The 18,858-nt window shown below is 66.0% G+C and carries 10 protein-coding genes; 7 read left to right on the forward strand and 3 right to left on the reverse strand.

What is annotated here, in order from left to right; translation table 11 throughout:
- Positions 1-708: 708 nt before the first annotated feature.
- Positions 709-1,065: a hypothetical protein gene (locus ASD86_RS26890; RefSeq protein WP_157476761.1), complete on the forward strand. Its 357-nt coding sequence runs from the start codon at positions 709-711 to the stop codon at positions 1,063-1,065.
- 1,534 nt (positions 1,066-2,599) lie between these two features.
- Here ASD86_RS26890 and ASD86_RS16355 read toward each other — a convergent pair.
- The 3 genes from ASD86_RS16355 to gshB all read right to left on the reverse strand — a co-directional run bounded on the left by ASD86_RS16355 (position 2,600) and on the right by gshB (position 5,554).
- On the reverse strand, positions 2,600-3,637 hold the full coding sequence (locus tag ASD86_RS16355; protein ID WP_056112871.1) for a cytochrome c peroxidase: 1,038 nt from the start codon (positions 3,635-3,637) through the stop codon (positions 2,600-2,602).
- Between the two features lie 76 nt (positions 3,638-3,713).
- Positions 3,714-4,595, reverse strand: a complete 882-nt coding sequence (locus ASD86_RS16360) for an energy transducer TonB (RefSeq protein ID WP_056112874.1) — start codon at positions 4,593-4,595, stop codon at positions 3,714-3,716.
- Positions 4,592-5,554: a glutathione synthase gene (gshB, locus tag ASD86_RS16365; protein ID WP_056112877.1), complete on the reverse strand. Its 963-nt coding sequence runs from the start codon at positions 5,552-5,554 to the stop codon at positions 4,592-4,594. Before gshB ends, ASD86_RS16360 begins: the two co-directional genes overlap by 4 nt.
- Before the next feature lie 329 nt (positions 5,555-5,883).
- Between gshB and pilG the strand changes: the two genes are divergently transcribed.
- From pilG to ASD86_RS16395, 6 genes are all read left to right on the forward strand, one after another.
- Positions 5,884-6,282, forward strand: coding sequence for a twitching motility response regulator PilG (pilG, locus tag ASD86_RS16370; protein WP_036112825.1), 399 nt, complete (start codon positions 5,884-5,886; stop codon positions 6,280-6,282).
- Positions 6,283-6,301: 19 nt separating this feature from the next.
- Positions 6,302-6,667: a response regulator gene (locus tag ASD86_RS16375; RefSeq protein WP_036112827.1), complete on the forward strand. Its 366-nt coding sequence runs from the start codon at positions 6,302-6,304 to the stop codon at positions 6,665-6,667.
- Between the two features lie 8 nt (positions 6,668-6,675).
- Positions 6,676-7,227, forward strand: coding sequence for a chemotaxis protein CheW (locus ASD86_RS16380; RefSeq protein ID WP_036112830.1), 552 nt, complete (start codon positions 6,676-6,678; stop codon positions 7,225-7,227).
- 55 nt (positions 7,228-7,282) lie between these two features.
- Complete coding sequence (locus tag ASD86_RS16385; RefSeq protein WP_056112880.1) at positions 7,283-9,301, forward strand: methyl-accepting chemotaxis protein; 2,019 nt, start codon at positions 7,283-7,285, stop codon at positions 9,299-9,301.
- 153 nt (positions 9,302-9,454) lie between these two features.
- Positions 9,455-16,573 carry an Hpt domain-containing protein gene (locus ASD86_RS16390; protein ID WP_056112883.1) on the forward strand — a complete coding sequence of 2,373 codons (7,119 nt, stop codon included), beginning with the start codon at positions 9,455-9,457 and terminating at the stop codon, positions 16,571-16,573.
- Positions 16,566-18,686 (forward strand): chemotaxis protein CheB, encoded by a 2,121-nt coding sequence (locus ASD86_RS16395; protein WP_082578423.1) that lies wholly within the window; start codon positions 16,566-16,568, stop codon positions 18,684-18,686. The genes ASD86_RS16390 and ASD86_RS16395 overlap by 8 nt, the downstream gene beginning before the upstream one ends.
- Positions 18,687-18,858 lie beyond the last annotated feature (172 nt).

Below are 18,858 nucleotides of genomic sequence, written 5' to 3' on the forward strand. Positions count from 1 at the left end.
CAGGCCGGACATACTTTCTGACCGACGCATTGGGAAGCACGAAGGCGTTGTCGAATGCGAGCGGCGCGGTGGTGCAGCATTACGATTACACCCCGTACGGTCAAACGCAGGCCGCGCAGGGCGGATTCAGCAATCCGTATCAGTACACGGGTCGCGAACTGGACGAGAGCGGACTCTATTACTATCGGGCGCGCTACTACCATCCCGGGATGGCGCGNATTTATCAGCGAGGACCCGATCGGGTTGGCAGGCGGACCTAATTTTTATGCTTATGCTGGTGGAAATCCCGTTCGCTTCAGTGATCCCTTGGGGTTGGATTTCTTGGGGAAATGTCTGGCCCAACATTATTTGGAAAAATATGGCGCAGATGCCTGGTGGAAGATTATAGGTCTAAGGGGGGGGGTGATGGTGAAGTGCTGCCTGGTACTTCCGCTGAAGCCCTGCGTAATGCGGAGCACTATTTGTACAGTTATATGGAAGTCAGTAGTGACAGCTATTCCTGGGGTGTCATGCATGGGTTAACTGTTGGCTATCAAGCGTGGAAATTCTGGAGCAATGTTGGCGATTATCACGGTCTGCTTGATTCACCCTACATAAAATCCTGGCCCACGCACGATGAGTTGAAATCCGGAGTTGAGGGGCGCTAACGATGCACTCTTCGGGAATGGTGAGAGGTCGAGCTGTGGGTGCGCGTGAGAGGAGCCGTGAATGCGAACTGTTGATCATTTTTGGTTTGTCTCTAAGGCGGTTGCTTGTTTCTATTTAATCGTTGGATTTAGTATGTCGTTACCATTAGTGCGGGAGTCGCACTGGGGAAGTGCTTTGGTTATTGCCGTGGCAGCGATATTCATGGCTTCCGGACACTGGCTTAGATTTTACTGGGCATTTCTTACGACGGCGTCGATCGGGCTGATAGTCAACTTTGCATCTGTATTTCATTATTTTCCGGTGCCTTCTGGTTCAGGAGAGCGTGGCTTAAAATTTTTTTGCCTTACTTTCTTTGTTTTTGCTTTTATTTTGTATATCTATTTCAATCAGCATAAAATGGTCGGCAAGAAATACTGAATGATTTGTTGCGACGTTGAAATGGCATCAGTTTTTTGCTCGATCCGCTTGTAGGGCGGTGCGTATCTTTTTTAGGAAGTCGCTCTAGGATCCACGATAAAGCCAAGCTACTCCAGCCAAAAAATAAAGCGAAATAGACGCGCGAAAGATGGCGTCGCGATACATCTTTGGTGTGGAGCACTTTAGGTCAAGCGATTATTTTTTTGCCCGATACCTGAAGCGGCCAAGTGATGCAGTCGCTGCGGATTTAGTTGCCAGGCTAGGCGCATCTGACTCACCAAGGCGGACATATGCACTGATGCTGGTGCCGCATAACATTTCGACGGGTCGGCAGAGCGACTACAGCATCGATCGCAGCTTTAGGGCAGAGCAAGAGTGCAATCGCTTTTTTGCGGCACACTCACCCTGTCATCGGCTAGCCACGGATATTGATGTTTTTTTCGAAAAGGCTAAAAAATGACTGCGGCGGCTAACAATTTGATCTAAAGCGGGCGCAGGTGATCGACTGCTACCTCTCGGCTTAGAAGGATGGGCCTGAGGCGCTGGGATATCTGGAACAGCGCAGCATCCGCTTGGTGGATGCCATCTATCGCATCTCCCTGAGCTTCGCCAATCACGCTGCGCTTGCCGGCGATGAACCGCAAGGCCTAGGGCCAAGGTGCGCACACGATTTGCACGTGGACTTCAGGGCCGCGACTAGCGGCACTGGTAATGTGATCGGACAGTGGACCGCTAGTTGAGCAAGCCAAGGTCATGTCGGCACTTCAACTATGGGGCGCTTGCGGGCGTTACTCTGGACGCTGGGCTTGGTGGCTTCATCGCGCTTGTAGCGTAGGGACTTCCTTCACCGGATGCTTCTCAGGTAGTGCAAAGGAGTATCGGCTGGCCTTCCAGGTACAGTCGTTTCGGCCACCAGTAGCATTACCGGAACTCAGATCGGCAAGGGCAGATGACTGCGAATTCCCGTCAAGCGCTTTGGTATGCCGCATTCGCCGTGGGCGCAGTGGTGTTTGCCGTATTCACGGCAAGCATCTCGTTGGAGCCGAGAGCGAGTGGACCGTCCGCCGGAGTGCGCGTTTTATTTGCATGCATAAGCGTGATGTTCGTGTGTGCGGCTCTGGCTCACGGTGCACTCGCTTTTGCTCTGTTCACAGACTGGGTGGACTCGGCAGAGCGTTCTGGCACGACGGCGGTGCTTAGGGAAAACGGTGAGCTGGTTGCGCAAGGCGAGGTCCGGCTGGTCATAAAACTCGCCGAAGGGGTCGGCGGCGATCAGCCCGGTGGCGCTTGCGTGTTCTTCTTTTGCGGTCGGCGGCCATACGTGTGCCGTGTACATAGCTTCGTTCAGTTGCCTTGATCGATCAGGTCGATTGCGTCCACGATCATGACCTGGCAATCGGCGAGGGAAGCGGCGAATACAACGGGATCGGCTTTGTTGGCGATCTTGTTGTTAGGTCGTAGCGACCGCTGCTGAGTACACATATGAGACGTTTATTGGACAGTGTCGCGTCCGCGCTGCCCTGGGGTGATTGCATTAGAGACGATCAGGGGCGGACAGCGCCCGCAAGAACGCCAACAACTGCCGCCGCTCCTCCACCGTCATCGACAACGGTCGGCCCTTGCTGATGCCGCGGTAATACACCTCCTGGTCCACCGCCTCCTCCAGCGTCGCCACCGAGCCGTCGTGCATGTACGGCGCGGTGCGGGCGACGTTGCGCAGCGATGGGGTGCGGAAGGCGGCGAGGTCGGCGGGCTTGCGGGTGGCGACAAAGTGGCCGAGGCCGGCGATGTCGGCTTCGGTCAACACCGTCGCGCCGAGGTCGCGCTTGCCGTCCAGGCGCTGGATCAGGCCGGCGACCCGTCCGGCGATGGCGCTGTCGTTGACGCCCAGGTGGTGGAAGCGATCGTCGGTGAAGCGCGCGCGGCCGGGTTGCAGCTGGTGGCAGTCGCCGCAGCTGGCCTTGCCAGTGAACAAGGCCAGGCCGGCTTGCTGGTCGGTATCGAGCGCGGTGCGGTCACCGGACTGGAAGCGGTCGTAGGCGTTTTCGCCGCTGCGCAGCGTGCGCAGGTGGGCGGTGAGGGCGCGAGCGACGGCATCGGCGGAAAGCCCGCCGAGTTCGGCGAACGCGTCAGCGTGGCGCGGCTCGGAGGCGAGACGGCGCAGCAGTTCCTCGGTCGAAGCCAGGCCCATCTCGACCGGATTGGTCAGCGGCTGCAGCACCACGATTTCCAGGCGCGATTCGCGGCCGTCCCAAAAGAAATGCGACAACTCGCCCACGTCGAGCAGGCTCGGCGCGTTGCGGGTGCCGGTCTTGCCGCCGGTGCCGATCGAAACCGCGCGCGTGTCGGAGAACGCATGCTCGGCGCGATGGCAACTGGCGCAACTGACCTGGCCGTCGGCGCTGAGGCTTGGATCGGCGAACAGACGACCGCCAAGCGCGGCCCAGCGCGCGTCATCGTCGGCGGTCGCGCTTCGGCCGGCGTCGCGGCCGCAGCCGCCGAGCGCAATCGCAAGTGCCCCGACCAAGGTGAGGATGGAGCGGCGACGGAAGAAGCGATGGTGGACGCGCATGCGTTTCGATCCATGAAGCGGGCGCGGCCGGCACCGTGCCGGCGCGATGCTCACGATAACGCGGAGTGACCGCGATTTATTCGTCCACCAACGACCCACCCGGCAAGAAATTCCAAGTCCGCGTCACATGCAGAATGTCCGGGTTCTCCTCGGTCTTCGGCAGCGGCGGATACGGTTCGGCCAGTCTGGCGATCCGCAGCGCCGAGGCGTCAAGCAATGCGATGCCGCTGCTGCGCACGATGTCGGCGCGTTCGACACTTCCGTTGCGCCGTACCGCCACGCTGATGACGACTTGTCCGGCCAGGCGGCGACGGCGCGCTTCGTCGGGGTAGTTGAGGTTGCCGACGCGCTCGACCCGGTCGACCCAGGCGCGCAGATAGCCGGCCCAGGCGTATTCGGTGGTGCTCGCGGAGACGAACTTGCGCGTGGGCCGCTTGGCGTAGCGCTCCGAGCGCATGTGGATCTCGGCCGCCAGCCGCGCCATCTCGATGTCGTGTTCGATCTTGCGTTCGCCGACCGGCAACGGCCGTTCGGTCGGGGTCTGGGTGGCGCGGTCGCGCGCCACCACGGTCTCGCCGCGGGTGCTGCTGACCACGCGCGCGACCGGATCGGGCTGGGCGGTCGGCGATTGCGCGCGCAATTGCATCTGGGCCACGCCGGCCTCGGCCTGCGGTGCCGGACCGGACTGGTTGTCGCGCGGGCGGGTGCTCTTGTCGTGCTCGCCGCCGCCCTGATTGTTGGCCTGGGCGAGGAAGTCGGCCTGCTTGGGTGTCAGCGCGGTTTGGGTCTGGGTGAGGATCACGTCCAGGGTCGGCACCACCGGCGCGGCCTGCTCCAGGGTGTAGCCGACGCCCAGCAAGAGAATGCCGTGGACGATCACCGACAGCACCAGGGTGGCGCTGAAACGCTGCGGTTCGGCCAGGCCGCCGCCGGGCAGGGTGGGTGCGGCCGCGCTCATGCCGCCTGGGCGGCTGCGATGCGGGCCTCGATCGCGTCGAACAGCAGGCCGGCGATGTTGAGGCCGAACTGTTCGTCGAGCTCGCGGATGCAGGTCGGGCTGGTGACGTTGAGTTCGGTCATGTAATCGCCGATCACGTCCAGGCCGACGAACAACATGCCGCGGCGTTTCATTTCCGGACCGACCTCGTGGGCGATCCAGCGATCGCGCTCGCTCAGCGGCCGGCCTTCGCCGCGGCCGCCCGCGGCGAGGTTGCCGCGGAACTCGTCGCCTTGCGGAATCCGCGCCAGCGCGTAGTCGACCGGCACGCCGTCGACCAGCAGGATGCGCTTGTCGCCGTCGCTGATCTGCGGCAGGAACTTCTGCGCCATCACAAGGTGCTGGCCGCCATCGCCGAGGGTTTCCAGGATCACGTTGAGGTTGGCCTCGCCCGCCGCGGCGCGGAAGATCGAGCGCCCGCCCATGCCGTCGAGCGGCTTGAGCACCGCCTGACCGTGCTGCTGGACGAAGGCCTTGAGCTCGGCCGGATCGCGGCTGACCAGGGTGTCGATGCAGCACTGCGGAAACAGCAGTGCGGCCAGCTTCTCGTTGTAGTCGCGCAGGCCCTGCGGGTCGTTGACCACGAACGCGCCGGCGCGCTGGGCGACCGACAGGATCTGGGTGTCGTGCAGGTATTCGGCGTCGACCGGCGGGTCCTTGCGCATCAGCACTACGTGGCCGTGACCGAGTTCAATCTGTGACCAATCTCCCAATTCGAACCAGCCCGCCTTGTCGTCGCGGACCCGCAACGCCGCCACCGTGGCGCGCGCCGCGCCGCCGAGCAGGCTCAGCCCGCCGGGCCGCACATACCACAGCCGATGTCCGCGCCGCTGCGCTTCCAGTAGCATGGCGAAGGTTGAGTCCTTGGCGATCTTGATCGACCCGATCGGGTCCATCACGACGACGATGTCCAACGGCATGGGAACGGAATCCTGAAAGATTGACGTGATGGTAGCAGGCAGGTCGCCGGTATCTGTCATGATGGCGGGGTCGGAAACGGTCGCCCTGCGTCCATTTGCGACACGCAACGATCAATCACATCGCACGATGCGAGGGGCGACATACGCAGGCCGATGGAAGCGGCCGCCGGCATCGGTGATGCGCGGCAAGGTTGTCCTGTGATGCCGATATGCTGCGTATTCAGTTTCCGAGCACGGAAGGCGCGCTTGACAGCCCGCGTGCGGCTTGGAATAAAGACGGCTTCGCGACGCCCGGGGATTCAACGGCGTCGCAATGGGGGATACAAAGAATGCTCGACGAGGTTCGTAGCGGCAGCCTCGATGGTCTGAAGGTCATGGTGATCGACGATTCCAAGACCATCCGTCGAACCGCCGAGACGCTGTTGAAGCGCGAAGGATGCGAGGTGGTCACGGCCATCGACGGATTCGAAGCGTTGGCGAAGATCGCCGATCAGCAGCCACAGATCATTTTCGTGGATATCATGATGCCGCGTCTGGACGGCTATCAGACCTGTGCGCTCATCAAGAACAATCAACTGTTCAAGAGCACGCCGGTCATCATGCTGTCTTCCAAGGACGGCCTGTTCGACAAGGCGCGTGGGCGCATCGTCGGATCGGAGCAGTACCTGACCAAGCCATTCACGCGCGAGGAGCTCCTCGACGCGATCCGCAAGCACGTTCACGCCTGACCGGGGGGTAAGGCACACCATGGCACGCATCCTGCTTATTGAGGACTCGCCGACGGATACCGCGGTGCTGACGCAGTTGCTTCAGCGCAACGGGCACGAAGTGTTCGCCTCCGGCAGTGCCGAGGACGGCATCGAGGCCTGCAAGCGCGAGCGGCCGGACCTGGTGATGATGGACGTGGTGCTGCCGGGCATGAACGGGTTTCAGGCCACGCGCGCGCTCAGCCGCGATGCCGACACCAGCCAGATCCCGGTCCTGATCGTCAGCACCAAGGGCATGGAAACCGACCGCGCCTGGGGCATGCGCCAGGGCGCGCGCGATTACATCGTCAAGCCGCCGAGGGAAGACGAATTGATCGCGCGAATCAACGCACTACTTGCCGGATAACCGAAACGATGACGTTCAAGCCGCCGTTCGATGTGCTGACCGATTACGAGCGCCGCTCCCTGGCGCACGTGCCCGGCCTGCCCGAACAGCTCGATGCGCCCGGCCTGTGGCGCGGCGTCGGCTACCGCATCGGCGGCCGCCGCATGGCCTCGACCTTCACCGAAGTGGTCGAAATCCTGTCGCTGCCGCAGGTCACCCAGGTGCCCGGCGCGCAGCCGTGGATGCTCGGGCTGGCCAACGTGCGCGGCAATCTGCTGCCGATCGTCGACCTCAAGCAGTTCCTCGAAGGCGAGCGCACCGTGCTGCACGAAGGCCACCGCATCCTGCTGGTGCGCCAGCCCGGCGGCGACGTGGCGGTGCTGATCGACGAACTGTTCGGCCAGCGCAGTTTTCATGACCAACAACAGGTGACCCTCGAGGAAGCGGCCGGACACGGCCTCACCGAGGGCCGCTATGGCTATTTCGTCGATCGCGCCTACCTGATCGACGGCCAGCCCTGGGGCATCTTCAGCCTCGACCGGCTGGCGCGCACTCCCGAATTCCGACAAGCAGCGGCCTGAAGCCGCTCCCTTCAATCCAGCAAGTACACGCAAGTACACCTGAGGTTTCCGAACCATGAGCACTGTGATGGACAACGCCGGCAAGAGCCGCCTTCTGGGCGCCAACACCTGGCTGATCGTGCTGGCCCTATCGGTCTTGGTGTTCGGTCTCAACACAGGCTATGCGACATGGAAGGCCGCGCGCCTGGGCGGCGCGAGTTCGTCGGCCTCGAGCCTGCAGGTCAACTCGCAGAAGCTCGCGGTGCAGGCGCGTGAAGCGGTCGGCGGCAACAAGGACGCGTTCACCGCGTTCAAGAAGACCCGCGGCGACATCGACGCCGACATCCAGAAGCTCAACGACAACTACGGCACCACCGCCGGCGTGTCCGGCCCGATCGGCGCGGTCAGCAAGAGCTGGGAGCCGCTCGGTAAGAGCGCGGCCCAGGTGACCGCCAGCGAGACCGCGGTGCTGGCCCTGGCCGGCAACGCCGACAGCTTCTCCAGCAAGGTCCCGCAGCTGCAGGCGCGCCTGGACGAACTGGTCCGCGCGATGTCGGCTTCCGGCTCGCCGTCCTCGCAGGTCTACATCGCCCTGCGCCAGGTCGTGCTGTCGGCGACCATGGCCCGCCGCATCACCGAAATCCGCGCCGGCGGCAGCGGCGCCGGCATGGCCGGCGAAGCGCTCGGCCGCGACGCGATCGTGTTCGGCAACATCCTCACCGGCCTGCGCAAGGGCGACGCCTCGTTCGGCGTCAACGCGCTGTCCAACGGCGGCGCGCTGGCCGCGCTGGGCCAGGCCGAAGCGCTGTGGCTGGAGATGAAGAAGGATCTCGACGCGATCTCGGCCAGCTCCAAGGACCTGTTCCAGGCCCAGGCCGCGGCCGAATCGATCACCGGCGGCGCCGACAAGATGCTGACCGACAGCCAGTCGCTGTTCAGCGCCTTCACCGCGTTCGGCTCGCTGCGCGACACCAGCTTCATGGGCAACATCTGGGTCTCGATCATCTCCGGCCTGGCCGCGCTGGTCGCGATCGCCGGCTTGCTGTTCTCGTTGAACTACGCCCAGCAGCGCCGTTACCAGACCACCAAGGAACTCAACGACCGCAACCAGGAGGCCATCATGCGCCTGCTGGACGAAATGGGTTCGCTGGCGGAAGGCGACCTCACGGTAAAGGCGACGGTCACCGAGGACATGACCGGCGCGATCGCCGACTCGATCAACTTCGCGGTCGAACAGCTGCGCAGCCTGGTGCAGACGATTACCGACACCTCGGTGCAGGTGGCGTCGAGCGCTCAGGAAACCCAGGCCACCGCCATGCATCTGGCCGAGGCCGCCGAACACCAGGCGCACGAGATCAGCTCGGCCTCCGACCGCATCAGCGAAATCGCGGCCTCGATCGACCAGGTGTCGAAGAACTCGGCCGAGTCGGCCGACGTGGCGCAGCGCTCGGTGCAGATCGCGACCAAGGGCGCGGGCGTGGTGCGGCAGACGATTCAAGGCATGGACTCGATCCGCGACCAGATCCAGGAGACCTCGAAGCGAATCAAGCGCCTGGGCGAAAGCTCGCAGGAAATCGGCTCGATCGTCGAACTCATCAACGACATTTCCGAACAGACCAACATCCTGGCGCTGAACGCCGCGATTCAGGCCGCATCGGCCGGTGAAGCGGGCCGCGGGTTCGCGGTGGTGGCCGACGAAGTGCAACGACTCGCCGAACGCGCGTCCAACGCGACCAAGCGAATCGAGACATTGGTCCAGACAATTCAGTCCGACACCAACGAAGCTGTGAGCTCGATGGAACAGACGACTTCGGAAGTGGTCGCGGGCGCACGATTGGCGGAAGACGCCGGTACCGCACTGGGCGAGATCGAAAAGGTGTCGTCGGATCTGTCGAACCTGATTCAAGGCATCTCCAGCGCGGCCCAGCAGCAGTCCAGCGCGGCGTCGAACATCACCCAGACGATGAACACGATTCAGCAGATCACCTCGCAGACCTCGCAGGGCGCCAACCAGACCGCCGCGTCGATTGGAAACCTGGCGCAACTGGCGGCCGACCTGCGCCGTTCGGTCGCCGACTTCAAGCTGCCGGCCTGATCCGCGCAAGCGGTCGGGCAGGGCGGCGATGGATCGGGCGGCGGTGATCAAGCATTACAGAAGGGTTGTACCGAGGATGAAGCTTCCGACACATCGCTGGCAGAGCCACGGACCGCGTCAGCGACGCGACCGCGTTGACGCGCGGAGCACGCCATGACCGCGCTGCGCGAAGCCATCGACACCACCACGCTGGGCTGGATCAAGCCCGAGCTGGACGAAACCCTGCGCCAGGCGCGGCAGGAGATCGAGGCGTTTGCCGAAGATCCCGCCGACACCTCGCGCATGCGCGTGTGCGCCAACCATCTGCATCAGGTGCATGGCACCTTGCGCATGGTCGAGCTGTACGCCCCGGCGATGGTCGCCGAGGAAATGGAACGTCTGGCCCTGGCGCTGCAGCAAGGCAGCGTCGCCGATCGCGACGAAGCCTGCGCGGCGCTGATGCGCGGCGTGGTGCTGCTGCCCGATTATCTGGAACGCCTGCAGGGCGGCCATCGCGATATTCCGATCGTGCTGCTGCCGCTGCTCAACGAATTGCGCGCCACCCGCGGCGAATCCGGCCTCAACGAAAGCGTGCTGTTCGCGCCGAACCTCGACCGACCGCTGCCGGCGCATCTGCCGCCGCCGTTGCCGGTCGGCAGTGGTGGCGGCCGCAACGCCAGCGCGCCGCATCTGGCCGCGCTGCGCGATGCACTGACCGCGTGGCCGGAAGACGGTGTGCCGTCGAACCCGGCCCAGCTCGCTTCGGCGATCGACGGCCTGCTCGCCGATGTCGTGCTCGAACCGGTGCGGCGCATGCTCTGGGTCGCCTCCTCGGTGTCCCACGCGGTGCGCGATGGCGCCTTGCCGGCGACGCGTTCGCTGCGCCAGGCCTTTGGCGGGGTCGAGCGCGAAGCGCGCCAGATCCTGTCCGACGACGGCTTCAGCGCGCCGCGCGGCGAGCCCGCGGCCGAACCGACCCGCCAGCTGCTGTATCACGTCGCCCACAGCGACGGCCGCCATCCGGCGCTGGACGATCTGCGCCAGACCTTCGAACTCGCCGCGCACCTGCCGAGCGAATCCGAACTCGAACACGCCCGCGGCAGCCTGAGCGGACGCAATCGCGCCCTGCTCGACACCGTCGCCGCGGCGATCAAGGAAGACCTGCTGCGGGTCAAGGACGCACTCGACCTGCACCTGCGCACCAACCAGACCGACGCCGGCGAACTGCGTCCGCAGGTCGAGGCGTTGGCGCGGGTCAGCGACACCCTCGGCATGATGGGCCTGGGCATGGCCCGCACCGTCGTGCTGCAGCAGCGCGATGCGATGAACGACATCGTCGACGGCCGCCGCGCCGCCGACGAAGGCACCCTGCTCGATGTCGCCGGCGCGTTGCTATATGTGGACGCCTCGCTCGACGACCAGGTCTCGCGCCTGGGCCTGCCCGACGACAAGGCCGAAGAGGACCTGCTCGCTGGCGAAGCGCGCAAGGTGCTCGACGTGGTCGCGCGCGAAGCCATCGCCAACTTCGGCGATGCGCGCCAGTCCTTCGTCGCCTTCGTCGAGACCAAGTGGGACCACGACGAACTGGCCGAAGTGCCGCGCGTGCTCGACGAAGTCGCCGGTGCCCTGCGCATGATCGAGCTGCCGCTGGCGGCCGACTACCTCACCGGGGTCAAGCGTTACACCGAGGTCGAACTGATCGGCCGCCGCCGCGTGCCCAGCGGTCAGCAGCTCGACACCCTGGCCGATGCCCTGGCCAGCCTGGAGTACTACCTCGAAGCGCTGCGCGAGCAGCGCCCGAACCGCGACGACATCCTCGACATCGCGCGTCAGAGCCTGGAAGTGCTGCGCTACTGGCCGCTGCCGGACGTGGTCCGGGTCGAGCCGCAGGCCGAAGTCGCCACGCCGCCCGTTGTCGCCGCCGAAGGCGCGGCGCCCGCCGTCGCCGAAACCGCGCCGCCAGCGAGCGCGAGCGAAAGCGAAACAGTCGCGAGCGAATCGCACACCCAGATTCCGGTCGCGCCCGACTGGAGCCTGTCGGAGGCGCAGGCGCACGACGCCAGTGCCGCCGCCGAGTCCATCGACAACGCCGCCCTCGATGCCGAACACGGCGCCGCGCAGTACAGCTCGGCGTTCGAACCCGACGAAAGCCATGCCGCGCCCGCCGAACCGGTCGACGTCGCCGAACGCGTGTCCGGCGGACTGGTCAACACGGCGATGCTCGAAGCGCTGCCGTCCTCGCCGCCGTCGTTCCTCGGCGCATCGTCGCCGGCCCAGGGCGGTTTCGAAACCGTCGACGACATCGACGACGAAGTGCGGGAAATCTTCCTGGAAGAGTTCCAGGAGGAAATCGCCAACCTCGAACACCTGCTGCCGGCGTGGCGCGAAGCGCCCGACGATCTGGCGCGGGTGCAGCCGGTGCGGCGCGTGTTCCACACCCTCAAGGGCAGCGGCCGCCTGGTCGGCGCGCGCACCCTGGGCGAATTCAGCTGGAAGGTCGAGAACCTGCTCAACCGCGTGCGCGAGCACGGCCGTCCGGCCAGCCCGGAAGTCATCGATCTGGTCGAGCACGCGCATCGCGCGCTGCCGGGTTTCTACGCCGCGCTGCGCAACGAAGCGCCGCTGAGCGTGGACGTGGCCGGCATCGAAGCGCATGCCGACCGCCTCGCCAACGGCGAGGAAGCCTATTACCAGGCGCCGGTCGCCGCTGTCGCGGGCGAGCCTGAAATCGTCGACACCGCCCCGGCGGTGGTCAGCGACGGCCCGTACGTGCCGGCCTCGGTCGATCCGGTGCTGCTGGAAATCCTCGACGGCGAAGTCGCCGGGCATCTGGTCACGATCGAAGCCTGGCTGGCCGCGTCGAACACCGCGCCGCAACCGGTCACCGACGCAGTACAGCGCTCGATCCACACCTTGAATGGTGCGTTCGCGATGACCGAAGTACCGGTCATCACCGACGTCACCGCGCCGACCGAAGCCTACGTCAAGCGTCTGCTCGCCAGCGGTGCGCCGGCCAGCGCCGAAGGCATGTCCGCGCTCAGCGCGGTCGCCGACGCGATCCGCCGCACCGTCGAAGCATTGAAGTCGCCGACCCCGCATGTGCCGATGTTCATCGGCCTGCCCGAACGCATCGCCATGCTGCGCGACAGCCTGCCCGACGCGCGTTCGCCGATGATCGTCGACGAGTTCGATCACGACCTCGACGGCTTGCCGGAAGGGCAGTCGCTGTCGGAACTCACGGTCGCCGACCTGAGCGCGTTCGACGGCTACGACGCTTCGCCGGACAGCGCCAGCAAGACCGAAACGGCCGATGCCGCCGGTCGCCAGTCGCCGAACTACGACGACGAATTCGAAATCAGCCTCGATGTATTGCCGGCCGAGTTCGACCCGAGCACCGTCGGCCCGATGGGCTTGAGCGACGCCTCGATCGAACAGGCCCGCCTCGCCGCCGAGCGCGAAGCCGCGGCTAAGGCCGAGGCCGAGCGCCTTGCGGCCGAGCAGGCGCAAGCCGCGCGGCTCGAGGCCGAACGTATCGAAGCCGAGCGTGCCGAAGCGGCGCGCATCGAAGCAGAACGCATCGAAGCGGAGCGGCTCGAAGCCGAACGCATCGAAGCAGAACGTATCGCCGCCGAGCAGGCCGAGGCGGAACGTCTGGCGACCGAACAAGCCGAAACCGCGCGTCTCGAGGCCGAGCGCCTCGCCGCGGAACAGGCCGAAGCCGAACGTCTCGAAGCCGAGCGCCTTGCCGCCGAGCAGGCTGAAACCGCGCGTCTTGAAGCCGAACGTCTCGCCGCCGAGCAGGCCGAAGCCGAACGCCTGGAAGCCGAGCGTCTGGCCGCGGAACAAGCCGAAGCCGAGCGCCTTGCAGCCGAGCAAGCCGAAGCCGAGCGCGTGGAAGCCGAACGCCTGGCCGCCGAGCAGGCCGAGGCGGCCCGTCTGGAGGCCGAACGTCTCGAAGCCGAGCGGATCGAAACCGAACGCGCCGAAGCCGCGCGTCTGGAAGCCGAGCGTGTCGCCGAAGAAGAGCGGCTGGAATACGAACGTCTCGAAGCCGAATACGCCGAGCATGCGCAGCGCGCCGAAGCCGAGCGCCTCGCCGCCGAGCATGCCGCGCGCACCGCCGCCGAGCGGGCTGAATTCGAACGACTTGAAGCCGAGCGCCTCGAAGCCGAACGCATCGCCGCCGAACAAGCCGAAGCCGAACGCCTCGAAGCCGAGCGCATTGCCGCGGAGCAAGCCGAAGCCGAACGCCTCGAAGCCGAGCGCATCGCCGCTGAGCAGGCCGAAGCCGAACGTCTCGAAGCCGAGCGCATCGCCGCCGAGCAGGCCGAAGCCGAACGTCTCGAAGCCGAGCGCATTGCCGCCGAGCAGGCCGAAGCCGAACGCCTCGAAGCCGAGCGCATCGTCGCAGAGCAGGCCGAAGCCGAACGCCTTGAAGCCGAGCGCATCGCCGCCGAACAAGCTGAAGCCGAACGCCTCGAAGCCGAGCGCATCGCGGCCGAACAAGCCGAAGCTGAACGCCTTGAAGCTGAGCGCATCGCCACCGAACAGGCCGAAGCCGAACGCCTTGAAACCGAGCGCCTTGCGGCCGAACAAGCCGAAGCCGAGCGCCTGGAATACGAACGCCTGGAAGCCGACTACGCCGCCGAACGCCTGACGCCCGAGCAAGGCGAAACGGTGGACGCCGCGGCCGGCGACGAAGTCTCCGCCGACGACTTGGCCGAGCTGCGCTTCGACGACCACAGCGGCATCGGCGCCAGCAACGAAGAAACCCAATCCGACGCCGAACCGCAAGTCGAAGCCGAACCGCAACCCGCGGCCGCCGCACATAGCGGCGCCCCGACCAGCGCCGTGGCCGGCATTTCCGCCGCGCTCGCGGCGGCGTTCGCCAAGGCCTACAGCGCCGATCCCGATCCGGACGACGCGCTCGACCTGACCGAACTCGATCCGGAACTGGTCGACATCTTCGTCGAAGAAGGCGGCGACCTGCTCGATCACTCCGACGGTCTGCTCGCGCAACTGCGCGAAGCACCGAACGAGCGCGAACCGCTGGTCGGCCTGCAGCGCGATCTGCACACGCTCAAGGGCGGCGCGCGCATGGCCGGCATCATGGCGGTCGGCGAACTCGGCCACGTCATGGAATCGCTGCTCGAAGCGGTGGTCGACCAGCGCACCGAACTCGGCCGCGACGGCATCGTCCTGCTCGAACGCGGTTTCGATCGCCTGCACGGCATGGTCACCCGGGTCGGCACGCGTCGCGCGATCGCCATGCCCGATGCGTTGATCGCGGTATTCGAAGCGCGTTCGCGCGGTCAGACCGTGCCCGGCCTGATCGAGGACGAACACACCGACGTAGCGGCGACTCCCGCGCCGCGCGGCGACGCGAGCGACAGCGGCGAACTCAAGCCATTGTCGGCGCCGATCGTCGATGCGCCCTTCGCCGACGAAGACGACATCGGCGTGCGCGCTCCGCAGGAACAGGTGCGTATCCGCGCCGACCTGCTCGACCGTCTCGTCAATTACGCCGGCGAAGTGGCGATCTACCGCGCCCGCCTGGAACAGCAGTTGGGCGCGTTCCGCGGCGCGATCGCGGAAATGGCGCAGACCAACCTGCGCATGCGCGATCAGCTGCGTCGCCTGGAAATCGAAACCGAAGCGCAGATCATCGCGCGCTACCAGCGCGAGGGCGAATCGGGCGACCAGTCGTTCGATCCGCTGGAACTCGACCGCTTCTCGACCCTGCAGCAGCTGTCGCGTGCGCTGGGCGAATCGGCGGCCGACCAGAACAGCCTGCAGAACACCCTCGACGACCTGACCCGTCAGTACGAAACCCTGCTGCTGCAGCAGTCGCGCGTGAGCTCGGAGTTGCAGGAAGGCCTCATGCGCACGCGCATGGTGCCGTTCGATACGCTGTTGCCGCGTCTGCGCCGCGTGGTCCGTCAGGCCTCCAGCGAACTGGGCAAGCAGGTCGCGCTGAAGCTCGAAGGCACCCAGGGCGAACTCGATCGCAACGTGCTCGAGCGCATGACCGCGCCGTTGGAGCACATGCTCCGCAACGCGGTCGCGCACGGCCTGGAAAAACCCGAACAGCGTCGCGCCGCCGGCAAGCCGGACGAAGGCACGGTGCGCATCGCGGTGCGCCGCGAAGGTTCGGAAGTCGTGCTGGAAGTGGCCGACGACGGCGCCGGTCTCGACCGCGCGGCGATCCGTCGCCGCGGCGAAGAGCGCGGCCTGGTCCGCACCGACGCGGTGCTGTCCGAAGCCGATCTCGACACGCTGATCCTGGAACCGGGCTTCTCCACCGCCGACGAAGTCAGCCGCCTCGCCGGCCGCGGCGTCGGCATGGACGTGGTCGCCAGCGAAGTGCGCCAGCTCGGCGGCACGCTCGATATCCATTCCAATCCGGGCAAGGGCGTTCACTTCACCCTGCGCTTGCCGCAGACGCTCGCGGTCACCCAGGCGGTGTTCGTGCGCATCGGCGAAACCACCTTCGCCGTGCCGATCGCCTCGGTGCGCGGCGTCGGTCGCCTGTCGCGCGACGTGCTCGACGCCGGCGATGTCAGCTACCGCTACGGCGGCGAGGACTACCACGTCCACGACCTGGGCATGCTGGTCGGCCACGCACCGGCCAAGGCCGAAGGCCAGTTGCAGATGCCGTTGCTGCTGATCCGCTCCGGCGATCTGCGCGCCGCGGTCACCATCGATCAGGTCATCGGTAACCGCGAAATCGTGGTCAAGCCGGTCGGCCCGCAGGTGGCTTCGGTGCCCGGCATCTTCGGCGCGACCATCATGGGCGACGGCCGCGTGGTGGTGATCCTCGACATCGCGCCGCTGGTGCGTCGTCGCGCCGCGCTGCTGCAGGACTTCACCCAGAACGCGCCGCCGCCGTCGGCGCCGGCGGAAACCCGCCGGGTGCCGCTGGTGATGGTGGTCGACGATTCGGTGACCATGCGCAAGGTGACCGGCCGCGTGCTCGAGCGCCACAACTTCGAAGTCGTGACCGCGAAGGACGGCATCGATGCGCTGGAGCGTCTGGGCGAGCGCGTGCCCGACCTGATGCTGCTGGACATCGAAATGCCGCGCATGGACGGCTACGAACTCGCCACCCAGATGAAGGCCGATCCGCACCTGCGCGACGTGCCGATCGTGATGATCACCTCGCGTACCGGCGAAAAGCATCGCCAGCGCGCGTTCGAGATCGGCGTCGAGCGTTATCTCGGCAAGCCGTACCAGGAGCCCGAGTTGATGCGCAACGTGTTCGAATTGCTGGGAATTACCCGTAGTCATGTCTGAAGCAGAGCGTCGCGTCGTATTGTTGGCGCGGGCCGGTGTGGCCTGCGAACGTCTCCGCGTTGCGCTGGCCGAAGCCGGCGCGAATCTGGTGCTGGAAGGCGACCCGACCGTGCTCGATCCGCAGGCGCTGGACGCGGCCGATCCCGACGTGGTCGTGGTCGTGCTCGATCCGGCCTCCGAGGACGCGCTGGACCGGTTCGAAAACCTGCTGCTGGATCCGTCGATCGAAGTGATCTTCGAGGAGGCCGAACTGGCCGCCTCGCGCGAAGGCTGGGACGCGGCGCGCTGGGCGCGCCACCTCAGCGCCAAGCTCAATCGCCATGACGACGTGCTGCCGCCGGGTCGCGAACCCGAGCCGGAAGCCGATCCGATGCTGATCGCCGAGGGCTTCGTGCGTCCGGCCACGCTGGAGCAGGACCTGCCCTCGTCGCAGGCGCCGGGATCGATTTTCGGTTTCGCCGAGGTCGCCGCGGCGCCGGCGCCGGAACTCGCCGACGAATCCGTCGCGGCCGCCGCGGACGACGGCATCGAAGAAATTGAAGCGATCGAAGCCAGCGAAGCGATCGAAACCGACGAATCGATCGAAGTGATCGAAGCCGGCGGAGCCTACGTCGCCGAGGATGTATTCGAAGCCGAACCGGCCGCGCCGTCGGACGCCTTCGATGCCGGCTCGGTCGAGCCCGCATCCGATCCGTCCGCGTTCGCCGCGGCCGAACAGGCCAGCGAACTGGCGCGGGTCGCGCCGCTGGGTTCGTCGGGCGACCGGATTCTGTCCGAACCGCCGCCGCTGCCGGACGAAGCGCGCGAATTCTTCGCCCGTCAGGCGCTGGGCAGCACGCCGCTGGATACGCCGGCCGGCGCAGATTCCATCGCCGATGCCGACATCGTCGAAATCGAAGCCTATGCGGCCGACGACGACGGCATCGAAGAATTGACGGTTCCGACGGTTGCCAGCGATGCCGACAACGAGCCGGATTTCGATTTCGAAGGCCTGACTCTGGAAGCGGTCGACAGCGTCGCCGCGGTACCGGGCGAAGCCAGGCCGTACACGCCGGGTCTGGACGAATGGGTTGCGTCCGATGCGGTGCAGGCGGATTTGCCGCCGCTGGACGAAACCGGCCTGGGCGACATGGAAGCCTGGCGTCCGCCGGCGCCGAACCAGGTGCATGAACTGATCGATCTGGACGCGGCCTTCGCCAGCGAAGGCGCGCGCATCGATTTCGATGCGACCCAGCGCGATCCCACCCCGATCGCGCCGATCGATTTCGACGACGGCCGTAGCCACGGCGGCGGCGATGGCGTGGTCACGTTCGAATCCAGCCTCGACTTCGATCTCAACGACGACAACGCGCCGTTGGCTGCAAGGCCGGCCGCGCCGCCGGCGCCTTCGGTGCCGGACTGGTCGTTCACCGACGAGGCCAGCCTGGTCAGCGCCGCGACCGGCCAGAGCGGCGCGCATGCCGGCTCGGCCTCGGACGCCGCCGCGGGCGCGGGCAAACCCGATTTCAACCGCCACGATCTCGACGAAATCGAACGCCGCATTTCCGGGCTGGAACTGGTCGACGATCGCCTGCCGGTCTCGACCCGCAACGGCGCAGTGCTGGTGCTCGCCGGCATCGGCGGCCCGGACGCGGTGCGTCAGCTGCTCGGCGCGCTGCCGGAGAATTTCGACCGGCCGGTGCTGGTCCAGCAGCGCCTCGACGGCGGCCGCTACGACAAGCTAGTCGCGCAGATGCAGCGCGCGACGCCGGTGCTGGTCAAGCTGGCCGAAGTCGGCGCGCGCACCATCGACGGGGTGATCTACATCCTGCCGGCCGGCGTGGGCATCGAAGCGGGCGACAACGGCATCCAGTTCGTCGAAGGCGGCGACGTGTTCGAGGCCTTGCCGGCGGGCGACAGCGCGGTGCTGTTGTTCAGCGGCGCCGACGTCGCCCAGGTCGATGCGGCGATGAAGTTGTCCGCGCATGGCGCGCTGGTCGTCGGCCAATCGCCCGACGGTTGCTACGACGCCGCCGCGGCCAGCGCCGCGATCGCGCGTGGCGCCGGCAGCGGGCAACCGGCCGAATTGGCGGCCAAGCTGGCCTCGCGCTGGTCGAAGCAGAGTCCGATCTGATTCAAATGTTGGTCGGCAGCTGGCGCGTTTCCATCGAAGCGAACGCGCATCCAGCGGCCGAGTTCGATCCAGTGAAACGGCACGGAGGGATCCGCGCCGGTTTATTCAGTCAGACCCGATCGCGGCCCCAGCGCGGACCGCGATGCAATACGCACCGGCTTCGCGCGTCGAA

The organism is Lysobacter sp. Root690 (genome assembly GCF_001427785.1).
GTDB lineage: Bacteria > Pseudomonadota > Gammaproteobacteria > Xanthomonadales > Xanthomonadaceae > Lysobacter.